Origin of the sequence: Anaerobacillus sp., from assembly GCF_046314235.1 — a bacterium.
Lineage (GTDB): Bacteria > Bacillota > Bacilli > Bacillales > Anaerobacillaceae > Anaerobacillus.
In genome coordinates, this window is the sequence record NZ_JBKBWN010000004.1 from 24,012 (window position 1) to 39,536 (window position 15,525).

13 protein-coding genes are annotated in these 15,525 nt (G+C 34.7%); 12 read left to right on the top strand and 1 reads right to left on the bottom strand.

What is annotated here, in order from left to right:
* Window positions 1-236: 236 nt before the first annotated feature.
* From ACK4M9_RS06215 to ACK4M9_RS06230, 4 genes are all read left to right on the top strand, one after another.
* Complete coding sequence (locus ACK4M9_RS06215; RefSeq protein ID WP_409849171.1) at window positions 237-377, top strand: hypothetical protein; 141 nt, start codon at window positions 237-239, stop codon at window positions 375-377.
* A gap of 158 nt (window positions 378-535) precedes the next feature.
* On the top strand, window positions 536-2,203 hold the full coding sequence (locus ACK4M9_RS06220) for a glycoside hydrolase family 13 protein (protein WP_409848742.1): 1,668 nt from the start codon (window positions 536-538) through the stop codon (window positions 2,201-2,203).
* A 424-nt stretch (window positions 2,204-2,627) separates the two neighbouring features.
* A complete protein-coding gene (locus ACK4M9_RS06225; RefSeq protein ID WP_409848743.1) occupies window positions 2,628-2,804 on the top strand; it encodes a hypothetical protein in 177 nt (58 codons plus the stop codon).
* A gap of 274 nt (window positions 2,805-3,078) precedes the next feature.
* Window positions 3,079-3,735 carry a TVP38/TMEM64 family protein gene (locus tag ACK4M9_RS06230; RefSeq protein ID WP_409848744.1) on the top strand — a complete coding sequence of 219 codons (657 nt, stop codon included), beginning with the start codon at window positions 3,079-3,081 and terminating at the stop codon, window positions 3,733-3,735.
* Window positions 3,736-3,864: 129 nt separating this feature from the next.
* On the opposite strand, the gene ACK4M9_RS06235 is transcribed toward ACK4M9_RS06230, so the two are convergent.
* Complete coding sequence (locus ACK4M9_RS06235; protein ID WP_409848745.1) at window positions 3,865-4,590, bottom strand: hypothetical protein; 726 nt, start codon at window positions 4,588-4,590, stop codon at window positions 3,865-3,867.
* A gap of 239 nt (window positions 4,591-4,829) precedes the next feature.
* On the opposite strand from ACK4M9_RS06235, the gene ACK4M9_RS06240 reads away from it, so the two are divergent.
* From ACK4M9_RS06240 to ACK4M9_RS06275, 8 genes are all read left to right on the top strand, one after another.
* A complete protein-coding gene (locus tag ACK4M9_RS06240) occupies window positions 4,830-6,116 on the top strand; it encodes an MFS transporter (RefSeq protein ID WP_409848746.1) in 1,287 nt (428 codons plus the stop codon).
* 343 nt (window positions 6,117-6,459) lie between these two features.
* Entirely contained in the window at window positions 6,460-7,920 is a 1,461-nt protein-coding gene (locus ACK4M9_RS06245; RefSeq protein ID WP_409848747.1) for a SulP family inorganic anion transporter, read from the top strand.
* Window positions 7,921-8,250: 330 nt separating this feature from the next.
* Window positions 8,251-9,039 (top strand): GTP pyrophosphokinase, encoded by a 789-nt coding sequence (locus ACK4M9_RS06250; protein WP_409849173.1) that lies wholly within the window; start codon window positions 8,251-8,253, stop codon window positions 9,037-9,039.
* Between the two features lie 434 nt (window positions 9,040-9,473).
* Window positions 9,474-10,547, top strand: a complete 1,074-nt coding sequence (locus ACK4M9_RS06255) for a LacI family DNA-binding transcriptional regulator (protein ID WP_409848748.1) — start codon at window positions 9,474-9,476, stop codon at window positions 10,545-10,547.
* Window positions 10,548-10,558: 11 nt separating this feature from the next.
* On the top strand, window positions 10,559-11,518 hold the full coding sequence (locus ACK4M9_RS06260; RefSeq protein ID WP_409848749.1) for a glycoside hydrolase family 113: 960 nt from the start codon (window positions 10,559-10,561) through the stop codon (window positions 11,516-11,518).
* A 216-nt stretch (window positions 11,519-11,734) separates the two neighbouring features.
* A complete protein-coding gene (locus tag ACK4M9_RS06265; protein WP_409848750.1) occupies window positions 11,735-13,120 on the top strand; it encodes an MATE family efflux transporter in 1,386 nt (461 codons plus the stop codon).
* A 132-nt stretch (window positions 13,121-13,252) separates the two neighbouring features.
* The gene (locus tag ACK4M9_RS06270) at window positions 13,253-14,434 is read left to right on the top strand and encodes a glycoside hydrolase family 130 protein (protein WP_409848751.1); all 1,182 of its coding nucleotides are present in this window, start codon (window positions 13,253-13,255) and stop codon (window positions 14,432-14,434) included.
* 49 nt (window positions 14,435-14,483) lie between these two features.
* Window positions 14,484-15,497 carry a substrate-binding domain-containing protein gene (locus ACK4M9_RS06275; RefSeq protein ID WP_409848752.1) on the top strand — a complete coding sequence of 338 codons (1,014 nt, stop codon included), beginning with the start codon at window positions 14,484-14,486 and terminating at the stop codon, window positions 15,495-15,497.
* Window positions 15,498-15,525: the final 28 nt, after the last annotated feature.

Genomic DNA, 15,525 nt, shown 5'->3' on the forward strand with positions numbered 1-15,525 from the left:
TAATACACCTTCATTATAATTCATAATTTAAAGAATTTTCTGTAATCTAATAGTCTTATTTTTGTACTCGAAATAATTTTAGGGAAATGTACTTTTTTGTAGTTTTAAAAGTATGACTAAGGCTGATAGCCTAATAGAAGCGGAGGGGAGTTGACCTAAGTAGCTAAAAATAACTATTTAGTAGAAGTGTTTACCACTATGTGTGGGTGAAAAAGGTATGAGTTTTTTATTATGACATTTACAAAGGGAACCATTCTAATTTTGGATACTATGGCCTCCAGCATGGAGACGGTGTAAGTGACATATCAAGTGAAGAACAACATCAAAGGGTCGCGAATGCTCTTTTTGAGATGATTATGAAATCTAAACAAAATTGACAAAGAAAAAATATTTTCAGTAAAAGTTAGGCAAAATGCGATAAATGTATTAAAATTGTGAACTGGTGGGATTTTTGATGGTAATCGATAGATAAACGATGTATGATCCTATCTATAGAAAAAAACTATAAAGTTAAGTTAAGGTTGGAGGGTTATTGATGAAAAAAATATGGTGGAAAGAAGCAGTTGCTTATCAAATATATCCTAGAAGTTTTATGGATTCGAATGGTGATGGAATTGGTGATATCCAAGGAGTTATCCAGAAGCTTGATTATTTAAAGGAATTAGGCATTGATGTTATTTGGATTTGTCCTATTTATACATCGCCAAATGATGATAACGGCTACGATATCAGCGATTATAAAGGGATTATGGAAGACTTTGGAACAATGGCTGATTTTGATCAGTTACTTAAGGAAGTTCATGCTCGTGGGATGAAGTTAATCATGGACTTAGTGATCAACCACACATCTGACGAACATCCTTGGTTCATTGAATCACGTTCGTCAAAAGATAATCCATACAGAGATTTCTACATATGGCATCCAGGGAAGGATGGCAAGGAACCAAACAACTGGGAATCAATCTTTGGTGGTTCAGCTTGGGAATACGATAATAAGACAAATGAGTATTTCATGCACGTTTTCTCACGGAAGCAGCCTGATTTAAACTGGGAAAATCCTGAAGTTCGCCATGCTTTATATGAAATGGTGAATTGGTGGTTAGATAAAGGAATTGATGGTTTTAGAGTTGATGCGATTTCACATATTAAGAAAATCGCAGGTTTTCCTGATTTACCTAATCCAGAAAATAAGAAGTATGTTCCTTCCTTTCAAGGTCATATGAACCGTGAAGGTATTCAAGTATTCTTAGAAGAGTTAAAGAAGGAAACCTTTGATAAATATGATGTGATGACTGTTGGAGAAGCTAGCGGTGTTAGCATTGAACAAGCAGAAGACTGGGTTGGTGAAGAAAACGGAAAGTTTAATATGATTTTCCAATTTGAATATTTAGATCTTTGGGGTCAAAGTGAAATTAATGGTCTTGATATTCATGTACTGAAAAAGTCATTCACTAAATGGCAAAATGGTCTTGAGGGCACTGGCTGGAATGCGTTATTTGTTGAAAATCATGATTTACCACGTTCTGTCACGACTTGGGCTGACAATGCGGAGTATTGGAGAGAGTCCGCGAAGGCTATTGCTACAATGTATTTTCTAATGCAAGGAACACCGTTTATTTATCAAGGCCAAGAGATTGGCATGACAAACGTTAAGTTTGACTCAATTGATGATTATAATGACGTTGCGATTAAGAATTTTTACCATAATGAAAGCGAAAGTGGTAAATCTCATCAAGAAATCATGGAAGTCATTTGGGCAAAGGGTCGCGATAATTCAAGAACACCAATGCAGTGGAACACTTCAGAAAATGCAGGTTTCACTTTAGGACAACCTTGGCTGAAAGTTAATCCGAATTACCTTGAGATTAATGTTGAAGCAGCACTACAAGATCCGCAATCAATTTATCATTATTACAAAAACCTGATAGCGCTTCGAAAAAACGAACCTGCACTTATTTACGGAAGCTATGGTCTTATCTTGAAAGAAGACGATAAGATCTATGCGTATACACGCAGCTTTGAAGGCGAAACAGCATTAATTATTGCAAATCTTTTTGGAGAAGAAGCGAAATTTGTTTTACCTGAAAACCTAAAGAATAAATCAGCGCAGCTAGCGATTAGCAACTATGAAGTTAATTCAGACGAAGATATAACTGAAATCACTTTAAGACCTTATGAAGCAAGAGTCTATAAACTATCGTAATCTAAAACGAACTAATGAATAAAGAGGGTTCCAAAAAATATCATTCATCGCATTGATTGTGGCTGATGGTGTTTTAGGAGCCCTTTTTTATGTGAAAAAATGTTTGAGCAATTAATAATTTTTATTCGGCAATTCATCATTACATCATTAAAATGATGCAACTCTCTAATAGATGTCGCTGGATTTCCTTGAACGAGCCTCAAAAATTCGTTAGAGTTTTACAGCGAAGAGAAAGGGCTAGCGACTTTTTAATGAATAGGAAGGCGATTTTATTTAGGGTGTTAAACTATCTGACCAAAGAATGGAATTCAAAGTTAATGATCTTTAAGATAAGGGTAAGTAAAGAGTAGGCTAACAAAGTATATGTTTAATAAGTTTGGAGAATAATAGTATTAAAATTCAATAGTGAAGGGGATATGTATTCGTGAAACAGTATATCTTTTTCTGTAGTACTAATAAATATAATCACCAATACAAAGAATATAAAATTGAGGCCAATGGGATGATGGATGCTTTAGAAAAAGCAAGCCAAATGAAACAACGTCTCGAATCGGAAACTCTCTCAAATATTCGCTTTGAGTTCAAGGGCGTCGTTTATTAAATCTATTTAACGGTAATCAGTAGACTTTCAAATTAGGAAGACGAAGCTCGTAACAGATTGGATCGAATTCATTCGAAACAATCTGTTTTTTTGTTTTATTGCACTTTAGCCAAAAGTGATCAATGCATTTTTTTCCATGCCGTTTGTTGCTATGTAGTTTCAAATGCCTGATAATTAATTTAAACCCTATCTAAAAGGAAAAATGAAAACGTAGTTGTATTGACTTAGTATTTGATGTTTTTTGTTAAAAAATATTGTAAGGAGTTGAGTGGAAATGAAGAAAAAGACGATTTTAAAAGGCTTTATTATTATTAGTGTTATTAGTCTATTACTTTATCTTAACAGTGAACATTTTCAACTAACTCCTGAGGAAATTCGGCATTGGATCTTATCTTTTGGTTGGTTTGCACCGTTTCTTTATATCATCCTCTATACGCTTCGACCAGTAATTTTGTTTCCAGCCTCAATACTTTCATTAACCGGTGGTTTAGCTTTTGGTTCTTTATGGGGAAGTTTATTTACCCTAATTGGGGCAACGACTGGAGCCATTTTATCATTTTTTATTGCAAGGAAACTAGGTAAAAACCTAGCCAAAAAAGAATGGACAGGAAAATCTGCAATCATTCAGAAACAGTTGGAGGAAAAAGGTTTTTTCTATGTGCTACTTTTACGCCTAATTCCAATAGTCAACTTTGATATGATTAGCTACTTAGCAGGCGCGTCTAAGGTTCATTTTCGAGCGTTCTTGTTTGGTACAATCATTGGAATTGTACCTGGTACAATAGCATACAACTTTTTAGGCGCAAGTTTTGTTGATGGTGATTGGGTAACAATTGCTTTGGCTTTGGTAATCTTTATATTGGTGATGATTATTCCGATCTTTACTAGTAAACGGCTTAAGGAGAAGCTTGGAATTACAGGTAATAAGTGATGATTTAAATAGGTGCCTGGCACCTAAAATTAAAGAAAGTTACCATAAGTCCGTCCAGAATGACAAAATTTTATCAGAGATGATTATCTCTTTTGTTATATTCATTTCAGGTTGTATCTCATGGCAACATCACCATTGGAAGAAAAACTTAAGGGACATTGTAATAGTGGTATAGGAAACAACCCCGATCGCGAACGTTGGGAAATGCGCTTCATCATCTGGAGGCAATTCATATTTTAAAACGTTTAAGATCATTGCCCCTGAGATAAAGGCAAAGATCATTGACTCGGTTAATGGTGATAAATGAACCTTCATTCCCATAAACCATCCAGCTATAATCCCAGTAGCAAGTACGTACCTACCTACGTGATTATAAATATCTGCATACTCTCGCCATAAGTCATGTGCAACAGCTACAAAATGAAGTCCTACCGCAATTCCGTAAAAGACTGCTTGGACTCCTGAGACATTGTGCGAAATGACTGTATAAGAGACTAGCATATTATATACACCAAAAAACATAATTTGTAACCAAAATAACGCTCTAGCTTTCCCAGGTCTTGAATTAAGTTGCGCTTTTCGGACTACTTTTTGAATGCCGTAAAAAATTAAAACGCCAACTAAACCGATGAAATATAACTCAGATTCCATCGTAAAATAATTACCATATTGTTTAACTAATATTTGTTCCTTATGTAAAGAAGGTAAGACATATACAAATACATAAGATACAGCGAGCCCACCAGAAAATGAGAACCACTTTAATTTATGAATTCGGTTTGAAGGGATAAGTTCGTTTGCAAGTAAATGGATCATAATAAACGAAAACCCCATTATAAAAGCATCGAAGGACATGGTTATTACTCCTAAAATGGTTATTGTTAATTTTAGGATATCCAAACTAGGCAATTCTATCTAACAAACGAGGAGTAAGAAAAGAGGAAGACTGTGGCCAAGAAGGACGTATTATACCGGGTTCGAATTAGTGTTAAATTCCCATTAACTTTAGCAAGATAATTTATTTACTCACAAACTTTAATTTGTTATATTTAGTTAGGCGAAATATTTTTTTGCATGAAGCGGAGGCGTAATTATTGAACGGGAATACGAAATTACCAGTTAATCCGCCCTTTTATTACGGGTGGATTATTGTTTTCATGTCGGCATTGGCGATCTTTTTCTCTGGACCAGGTCAAACCTACTCAATTTCAATTTTTATCGATGCGTATTTAAGTTATTTTGGTTGGAGTAGTACGTTAATATCGACCATGTATTTATTTGCAACATTACTAGCAGGTTTTCTGCTCTTCATCGTTGGTAGGTTAGTAGATAAGTTTGGTCAGAGACGAATGACGGTAATTGTAGCTACGCTATTGGCTGTAGCTTGTCTTTTTAATAGTTTTATTTTAGGACCAACAATGTTGTTCATCGGATTTTTTATGTTGCGATTGTTTGGTCAAGGGTCGTTGACGCTTTTACCAGGTACTCTAATTCCACAATGGTTTGTGAACAAGCGTGGCCGTGCTTTAAGCTTTATGGCTTTTGGTAGCTTCTTAAGTGCTGCTGCTCTTCCACCTTTTAATGCTTGGTTAATCGACCAGGTTGGTTGGCAAATGTCATGGCTAGTTTGGGCGAGCCTAATGATGTTCGTTTTTGTTCCGCTCGCTTTTATCTTCATTCGTAATAAGCCTGAAGACGTGGGGTTACATCCTGATAATCTATCGGACGCTGAAGTTTCGGAAAAGGGATCAAAGAAATCTTCCATATATGAAGAGGCTTGGACGGTTAAGGAAGCAATGAGAACAAAGGAGTTTTGGTTACTCTTGTACTGTGTAGCAGTGCCATCAATGGTAAACACAGGGATCGTTTTTCATTTTGTGCCAATCTTAGCGGAGAGCGGAATTGGTAGAACACAAGCAGCATTTATTTTAAGTATTATGGCAATTGTCGCCTTTCCAATCACATTTTTAGCAGGATTTATTGTTGAAAGAGTGAAGGCAAATTATGTTATTGGGCTAGTATTTCTAGGTCAAATTGGAATTATGTTTTTGTTAGTGCAGACAGATTCTTACTCAGCAGCGATTTTATTTGGAGTTGCCCGTGGTCTTGTCGGTGGTTTTGAGGCGATTAGTTTAGGGATTATTTTTCCAAATTATTTTGGTCGGGCGAATATTGGTAGTATTAAAGGTGTATCCGCGACGATTATGGTCATTGGTTCGGCTTTTGGTCCGCTACCTTTTGCCCTTGCGTACGATCGTTTCGGAAGCTATCAAGAAATCATCTATTTAATGATGGTGTTTCCATTAATAGGGGCAATTTTCGCCTTTATTTCTAGGAAACCAGTAAAGAAGGCAGATAAACTAGAGATGCAAGCGTCATAAGAAATCTCGACCCTCATATGAAGGTCGAGATCTTTTAGTGAATTCTCCCTTTTGTCTGGTGGGAAAAACGAGAAAAAAGAGATCGCCGAGATGATTGCTGTCGACATTGATGAGGATACTTTCTGATTTATTAAACTTCTCAAAGTGTGACGGTTTTATGAAAATGAAAGCATGCGAGAGTTTATACGAGAAAAACTAAGATTAATAAGGTTGTTTTACGCTTACATCCACATTTCATTTCTAACGCACCCGTGTTAGAATTCTCTATGTTAATAACGGACTGACTTTCGTGAGAGTCGAAAGTCGAAAAAAAATTAAAACTAAATATGAAAGAGGTGTTAGCTTGAATTTACAAGCAATTAAACAAGAGTGGTTTGGCAACATCAAGGGAGACGTATTAGCAGGAATGGTTGTCGCATTAGCGTTAATTCCTGAGGCTATCGCCTTTTCAATCATTGCAAAAGTAGATCCAATGGTAGGATTGTATGCTTCTTTTTGTATTGCGGTTGTTATTGCCTTTATTGGTGGACGTCCAGGGATGATATCAGCGGCAACTGGTGCAATGGCCTTAGTTATGATTACTTTAGTAGCTGATCACGGGCTACAGTATTTATTAGCTGCTACGATTCTAACGGGGATTATTCAGATTTTCTTTGGAATATTTAAACTAGCGAAATACATGAAATTCATACCAAGGTCAGTTATGGTTGGTTTCGTAAACTCGTTAGCGATCCTAATTTTCATGGCCCAGCTGCAACATTTTGTTAATGTAACATGGGTAATGTACGCGTTAGTTGCATTAACCTTAGCGATTATTTATATTTTACCTAGATTTACGACAGCAATTCCATCGACACTAGTCGCAATTGTTGCTGTGACAGCTATTGCAATCTTCGGTAACTTAGGAGTAAGTACAGTTGGTGGTATGGGGGCTTTACCAAGTACGCTTCCAATTTTCTTAATTCCTTCTATTCCGTTAACATTTGAAACACTGATGATTATATTACCTTACTCTCTAGCATTAGCAATTGTCGGTATCCTAGAATCACTACTAACAGCACAAATTGTGGATGATATGACTGATACAGAAAGTGATAAAAATAAAGAAAGTCGTGGTCAAGGTATTGCCAATGTCGTGACAGGATTTTTCGGGGGGATGGCTGGTTGTGCAATGATTGGTCAATCGGTTATTAATGTTAAATCAGGTGGTCGTGGACGTTTATCATGCCTGGTCGCAGGTGTTTTCCTTATGTTTTTAATCATTGTTCTAGGTTCAGTCGTTGTGCAAATCCCTATGGCTGCACTAGCTGGTGTAATGATTATGGTATCCATTGGTACATTTGATTGGAACTCTTTAAAAACGTTGCACAAAATTCCTAGAACTGATGCTACGGTCATGGTAGTAACTGTTTTAACAGTTGTACTGACGCACAATTTAGCGATCGGGGTATTAACAGGTGTAATTCTAAGTGCACTTTTCTTTGGAGCAAAAATTTCAAAGGTACATGTTACATCCAAATTAACGCACACCGGTCAGAAAAAGGTTTATTATATTGAAGGCCAACTTTTCTTCGTATCTGTGACTGATTTTATTGATTCATTTGATTTTAAAGATGACGTAAAAGAAGTAGAAATTGATTTTAGTAGTGCACATTTATGGGACGACTCTGCGATCGGTGCCATTGATAAAGTCGAAATGAAATATGAGCAAAATGGAATTACTGTTCATCTAACTGGTTTAAACAATGAAAGTTCGTTATTAATGAATAAAATCGGTGGTTTATCGAAAAACTCCGGTCACTAAAAAACTTACTTTAAGAGTGTCAACTATCTAAGAATGCCTAAATCGCCTTCAAACTCCAGTTTTAGGCGGAGTAAGCCATAAAGTTACTAAAGGCGCAAAGTGCCCGGTAATGATTGTGAAATAAATACACTCTTACAATAAGAGAATAGAGAGACTGCTGAAGCTATACGCCAGTAGTCTTTTTTTGTATGAGAACTGCTGTTTGAGTATTAACTATATGTAGCTGGATTTCCTTGAACGGGCCTCTAAAATTCGTTCATCTTCCGTTCATAAAACTGTTTTATAATGCAATGAGACCTAGCTTTACTCAATAAGGAGCGATTTAAAATGATGGAAGTAATGACAATGGATGTTAAACATTTAAAAACTTTAAAAACAGAGTTAACTCGCTTTATGATGTACTATAAGTTTGCATTAGATGAACTAAATACAAAAATAGATATACTTAAACAGGAGTTCCAATATGTTCATGACTATAATCCAATTGAGCATGTAAAATCGCGAATTAAAACGCCTGAAAGTATCGTCAGGAAAGCGTATAACAAAGGCTATGAAATTACCCTACCTACAATTAAAGAAAATATTAAAGATATTGCTGGAATTAGAATTACTTGTTCCTTTATTTCGGATATCTATGAATTAAGTGAAATGCTGCAAAATCAAAAAGATATAAAGCTCATTGAATGTAAGGACTATATTAAAAATCCAAAACCAAATGGTTACCAAAGCTTACATCTAATCTTAGAAATTCCTATATTTATGTCTGACCGCGAAGAAAATGTCTGTGTTGAAGTACAAATCAGGACAATTGCGATGGATTTTTGGGCTAGTTTAGAACATAAAATCTACTATAAATATAACAAAGAAGTACCTCAAAAGTTAAAGGACGAACTAAAACAAGCTGCTAATTCTGCTGCTCAGCTAGATAAGAAGATGGAGAGCATCCATAAAGAAATGAACATACTAAAAGAATTTAGTACGGAAGAAGATGAATTACAAGAACTGTTCATAAATAACGAAAAACTTAATCTGCCGTATGAGTTCTTGCGGTTACAATTAAATAATATTACCGAAAAAAAACTACAAAGGGGAAAAGGAAACTTAAACTCAATTTATTAGTAAATTAATTAATGGCCTTTTAATTCAATTTAACTAATTTCATTATTTAAATTATTTAACCACACAAAGCTAATTTAGTTGAGTACTGGTTAACTCCACTAGATTAAATATCCTAGTGTTGCTAAACATCGATCAATAAATGTCGATTAATCTTAGAAAAATAAAACTAGAGGGAATGGTTGCCCTCTAGTTTTATTTTTTTATAATAACAAATATAACTAATATTTGAGGTTACTTGTTTTTGAAAGGGAGTTGATGAAAAATTATTTTGTATAGAAACTAAGCGATTGTTAAACAGAAAGAAACAGGTATCAACAGACTAATTTTTAAAAGTAGCCAAACAAGCTAATGGTGTGTTATCATAACAAAAACAATTTAAAATAACAAATATAACAAATTACGTACATCAAATCAAACAAGGAGTAGGGAACTATATGTCAAAAAAAGTGACGATGCAGCAAATTGCTGATTATTTAGGGGTTTCCAAGTTTGTTGTTTCAAGGTCTCTTTCTGGAAAGGAAGGGGTTAATAGTACTACACGTGATCAAGTTTTTGATGCAGCCGCAAAATTGGGTTATTACTCTCAAAAGAATAAGAAAATAAATCAACCAATTGAAAACCAAGAATCTAGGCCAAACCGAAATAATAAAAATGAAATTGTGTTAGTACTTATGCAAAACATCAGGCATCAAACAAAGGATTCGTCTTATTGGGGGAAAATTGTTGATGGAATTTCTTGTACATTGGAAGATTTAGGTATAGGTATATTTGTGATGACAGAAAGTAATGTAGAAAAATTAACAACTGTTCTTAATCCTAAACATTTTATTGGTGCTATAGGTGTTGGTGTAATTTCTGCTCCCCTCTTACTTGAAGTAGATCGAATGAAACTTCCGATAATCTTAATTGACTACGAAGATCCATTAATACGTTGTGACACGATTTTTAATAATAACTTTGATTGTAGTTATCATTTAACAAATCATCTCATCGGTCTAGGTCATAAACAGATCCAGTTTATTGGTGATATTAATTATTCCCGCAGTTTCTATGATCGTTGGTTGGGATTTCGTAGTTCATTAGAGCAAAATAATCTTACTGCAAAAAGAGATGCATCATTAGAAACGATTGATAATAGTGAAATAGAGATGCATTTCGAAAATTGGTTTATAGAGAAAACGAATAGTTTTTTATCAACCGCTTTTGTTTGTGCTAATGACAACATTGCAACCCGGGTTATTTCAGTATTAAAAAAATTTAATATGAACGTGCCAGATGATTTATCAATAGTAGGCTTTGATAATAAAGAAATAACCTACCAAATGTCACCAACATTAACAACGGTAGATATTGCGAAATCAGGTCTTGGTAAAAGAGCGGTAGAGATGCTATTGAAGAGAATAAGTGAGAAGAACGCACCTTTTGAAAAGGTATTGTTAGCTGGAACAATTATGCTTCGGGAATCTACCAGTAAAGTTAGAGACGTGGTAAATGACTTTGAAGATTAAGGAGTGAAAATATGAAAGAACTATTTATAAAAGGAATGACTTACGGTTGGAATACAACGAAGGGTGCCTATAGAACACCTGATGCTGTTGCATCATTAAAGAAATTGAAGGAAACGGGAAGTGAGTGGATTGCACTTTCTTTTTATACATTTCAACCATCATATTCTTCAACAGAAATCGTATTTGACTATGGTCATACAATGACAGACAGAGATATTGAGTTTGCAGTAAAACAAGCAAAAGATTTAGGTCTAAAAGTTTGTTTAAAACCAGTTGTAAATTGCAAAGATGGAATTTGGAGAGCGCGGATTGGATTTCCTCAAGAAGCCACTGAATATTGGGATAATTGGTTTGCGTCATATGAAAATTTTTTACTTCATTATGCCGAGCTTGCTAATGAGTTAGGCTGCGAAATGTTTTGTATCGGCTGTGAAATGATTAGTACCGAGACGAGAGTTAGTCAGTGGGAGCGAGTCATTAAAAAGGTGAGAGCAGTATACAGTGGCCCGTTAATTTATAATGCAAACCATGGTAAGGAGGAAGGTGTCGAATGGTTTGATAAAGTTGATCTCATTGGAACGAGTGCCTATTACCCTGTTGGTGAAAAACCTGACGACAGTGAAGAAAATATGATTAAGAATTGGGAAAAAGTAAAGACAAAAATGATTAAATTACATGAGAAATTTAATAAACCAATCGTATTCATGGAAATCGGCTGTAGAAGCGCTCTAGGATGTGCAACAATGCCTTGGGATTTTACTCATGTTGACTTACCTTATTGTGAAGAAGAACAAGAAAAATTTTACAGTTCAGTCATTAAAGTGTTTTGGGATGAACCATGGTTTGCAGGTTTTTTTTGGTGGGATTGGAGTACTAAATTGTATCTGCTAGAGGAAGCGAAAACAAACAAAGGTTTTGATATATATGGAAAAAAGGCGGAAAAAGTAATTCAAGAATGGTACGCGAAGTAGTTGATTGATTAAAAGGTTGTTACAGAGGACGTAAAGGGTGGGTGATCTCGAGAACAATTCGAATTGCCCATGCTCCACTCTTAAGCTAACAGTGATGGTCAAGAGAGGGAAAGTACTAGGGAATATGATAAATTGAATTAATTAATAATTAATTAATAATTAATTATAATGTCTCGTTGAATGTAGTATTACAATTTTTAGTAGTAGGAGACTTTTATGATAGAAACAATAGCTGAAAAAAAGCAGTTTTATAGAAATATGTTAGCATTCGCCATACCGATAACTATTCAGACCTTGATAACTTCGTCATTAAATATGGTAGATTCAGTGATGGTCGGCCAACTTGGCGTAGAAAGTATTGCTGCCGTAGGTTTAGCAAATAAGATCAACACAATGTTAATCATAATTTTACAAGGTTTTGCAACTGGAGCAGCCATCTTTTCAGCTCAATACTGGGGGAAAGGTGACAAAACCGGCATATCGAAAGTGTTAATGATTACCTTCGCAATTATTAGTTCCGTATCACTATTGTCGATGATTTTAGTTGTATTTAATTCTAATAGTATCATTGGTATTTTTTCTGATAATTCGAGTGTTATAGTTTTAGGAGCTAGTTATATAAAGCTAATTTCTTTTAGTTATTTATTTACAGGTCTAACGATTTTGATCCAAGTTGTTTTAAGGTCCATGGGTGAAGTTAAATCCCCAATGTATATAAATATATTTGTTATTGTTCTTAATACAGTTTTAAATTACATCTTTATCTTTGGTAATTTTGGTGCGCCAGCATTAGGAGTGGAAGGAGCAGCTCTTGCTACCGTTTTTGCTAGAGTCATCCAAACAATGCTACTATTTCTACTCATTCAAAAGTTTGGCATCCTTACTGAACTGAAGCGATTAACCGCAAAGGAAATTTTTGATGTTACATTGATAAAAAATTACTTAACGATTAGCATCCCTTCAGTTATCAATCATGTTGTCTGGACGGTTGGTGAAATGACATTTTTCTGGATGTATTCTCTAATGGGCACAGATGTCATTGCAGCAATAACGTTAATTGATCCGTTAGTATTTATTTTTATGGCAACTTTTATTGGAATAAGTGATGCATCCTCGATTATGGTTGGTAACAGAATTGGTGCTAGTCAAAAAGAGAGAGCTTATTTATATTCAAGAAGATTTCTGTTTTTGACGTTCATACTTTCAATTTGTGCTGCATTTGGAGTAATATTGGTATCGCCGTTGTTTATTTCTCTATACAAAGTTACAGATACTGTTGCAGGATATGCGAGTAGTGTACTGTTAATCTATGCACTAATTATTTCGCCGAAATTTCTTAATATGGTCAATAATATGGGTGTATTAAGGGCAGGCGGGGATACAAAATACGTATTATATTTAGATTTATTAGGGGTTTGGCTCGTAGGATTGCCTCTTGCCGCGTTAGGAATTTATTTAAAACTGCCACTTTACATCGTTTTTGCATTAGGAAACTCTCACGAATTAGTACGCTTATTTTTTGGGATTAGAAGAACACTTACAAAAAAATGGTTAAACGAAATTACTAATACAACTGAAAAAAAAATAGACAGCCATTATTAGCATGACAAAGGAAAAGATGGTAAAAGTAACTTTAATTAAACTTTTTTCGAAAATAGTGGCGATTAAGTTACTAATACTATATAATGAAGTTATCGATAACTTAATCGTTTTTTTAAGAAGGGAGTTTTTTACTTGATACATGAAAAGTATTTTGAATTATTAAAAGGGCAAGAGGAATTCTTATCAAAAAAGAATGAAAAGAACGACGAATTTTATAACGGGGTTTACGACAGATATAAAAATCCAGTTATTACTCGGCATCATGTACCACTTCATTGGCGCTTTGATCTAAACAAAGAAACGAATCCGGAGTTTATGGAGAGGTTAGGCATTAATGCGGCGTTTAATCCAGGGGCTATATATTTTAACAAAAAGTTTTATCTAGTAGTTAGAACCGAAGGGTTAGACCGAAAATCATTTTTTGCAATGGCAGAAAGTGATAATGGTATCGATGGGTTTAAATTCATTGACACACCACTGACTTGGGATGATGTCGATAAAGAAGAAACGAATATATACGATATGAGATTGGTTCAGCATGAAGATGGTTGGATCTATGGTATCTATTGTTCAGAAAGTAAGGACCTTGATGCGCAGCAGTTTGATACATCGAGTGCAATTGCGCAAGCGGGCTTAGTAAGGACGAAGGACTTAAAGAAATGGGAACGATTGCCAAACATTAAAACACCATCTCCTCAACAAAGGAATGTTGTGTTACATCCAGAGTTCATTGATGGAAAATATGCTTTCTACACTAGACCACAGGATGGATTTATTTCCACAGGATCAGGTGGAGGAATAGCATTTGGCCTATGTGATGAGATCACGAATCCGGTAATCACTTCCGAAACGAATATTGACGAAAGAGTTTATCACACTGTTTATGAGGTGAAGAATGGTCAAGGTCCTGCCCCAATAAAAACAGAAAAAGGGTGGATCCATATTGCTCATGGGGTTAGAAATACTGCTGCTGGTTTACGCTATGTATTATACACTTTTGCAACAAGTCTAGAAGAACCGTCTAAAATTATTGCTAAACCTGGTGGTCATTTTATCGCACCGTATGACGAGGAACGTGTGGGGGATGTTTCCAACGTGATCTTTTGTAATGGGGCAATAGTCGACGAAAATAATAATATATATATATATTACGCATCAAGTGATACACGGATTCATGTAGCGACTACTACACTAGAAAAATTAGTCGATTACACATTCAATACACCTGAAGATCCTTATCGCTCATTAAAGTGTGCTGAGCAAAGAATAAATTTAATTAAAAAAAACCTTCAATTATTAAGTAAAAACGGTTAAAATGAAACTATTGGGCTAAAGTAAATACGTAAGGAGAGGAGGCGTTTTTATGAGAAGTAATGTAACAATGAGGGATATAGCTGAAAGGTTAAATGTAAGTAGTGTAACCGTCTCCAAAGCGTTGAATGATAAAGATGGCGTTAGTGAAGAACTAAAAGAGAAAATAAAAAAACTTGCCGAAGAAATGGGTTACCGCTTTAATACGGTAGCGAAGTCAATGAAGGAAGGCTTGTCTTATAATATTGGAGTTATTATTCCTGAAAGGTTTACTGGCGAAGCACAATCCTTCTATTTAAAGTTTTATCAGCATATTTCAACGGTCTTAGAAAAATACAGCTATTATGGCATTATTCAATTATTGAGCACAAAAGATGAGGAAAATTTAATTCTACCTAAAATCTACTACGAAAACAAAGTCGATGGATTTATTATTTTAGGTCAAGTTAACAGTAGTTATATTGAATTATTGCGCAATGTCGATATTCCGAAGATATTTTTGGATTTTTATACGGATCAATCGGACATTGATTCTATTGTTACTGATAACTTTTATGGGGTATATGAACTAACTAATTATTTAATAAAAAATGGTCATAAAGACATTGCTTATGTCGGTAATATCCATTCGACTAGTAGTATACAAGATCGCTTCTTAGGATATTATAAATCGTTACTTGAACATAGAATTCCTCTAAGGCAGGAATTTATTATCAATGATCGAGATGAAGAAGGGAAATTTATTGATATTGACTTACCTAGTAATTTACCATCAGCTTTTGTTTGCAATTGCGACCAAGTCGGTTATTTACTAATAAACAAACTTAGAAAATTAGGCTATAACGTTCCAGAAGATTGTTCCGTAGTTGGCTTTGATAATGATATTTATGCAACTATTACTGATCCTCAACTTACAACAGTCGAAGTTGATATTGAGGAGATGGCAAAGGTAGCAGTTAAATTCGTCATTGAAAAAATAAAAAATAAAAATAAAACTTACGGTAGAGTTTTGATTAAAGGGAATATTATCTTTCGAGACTCTGTAAAAGAAATAAAAACAAGGTGATTTTGCCTTGTTTTTTTATAATCAATTC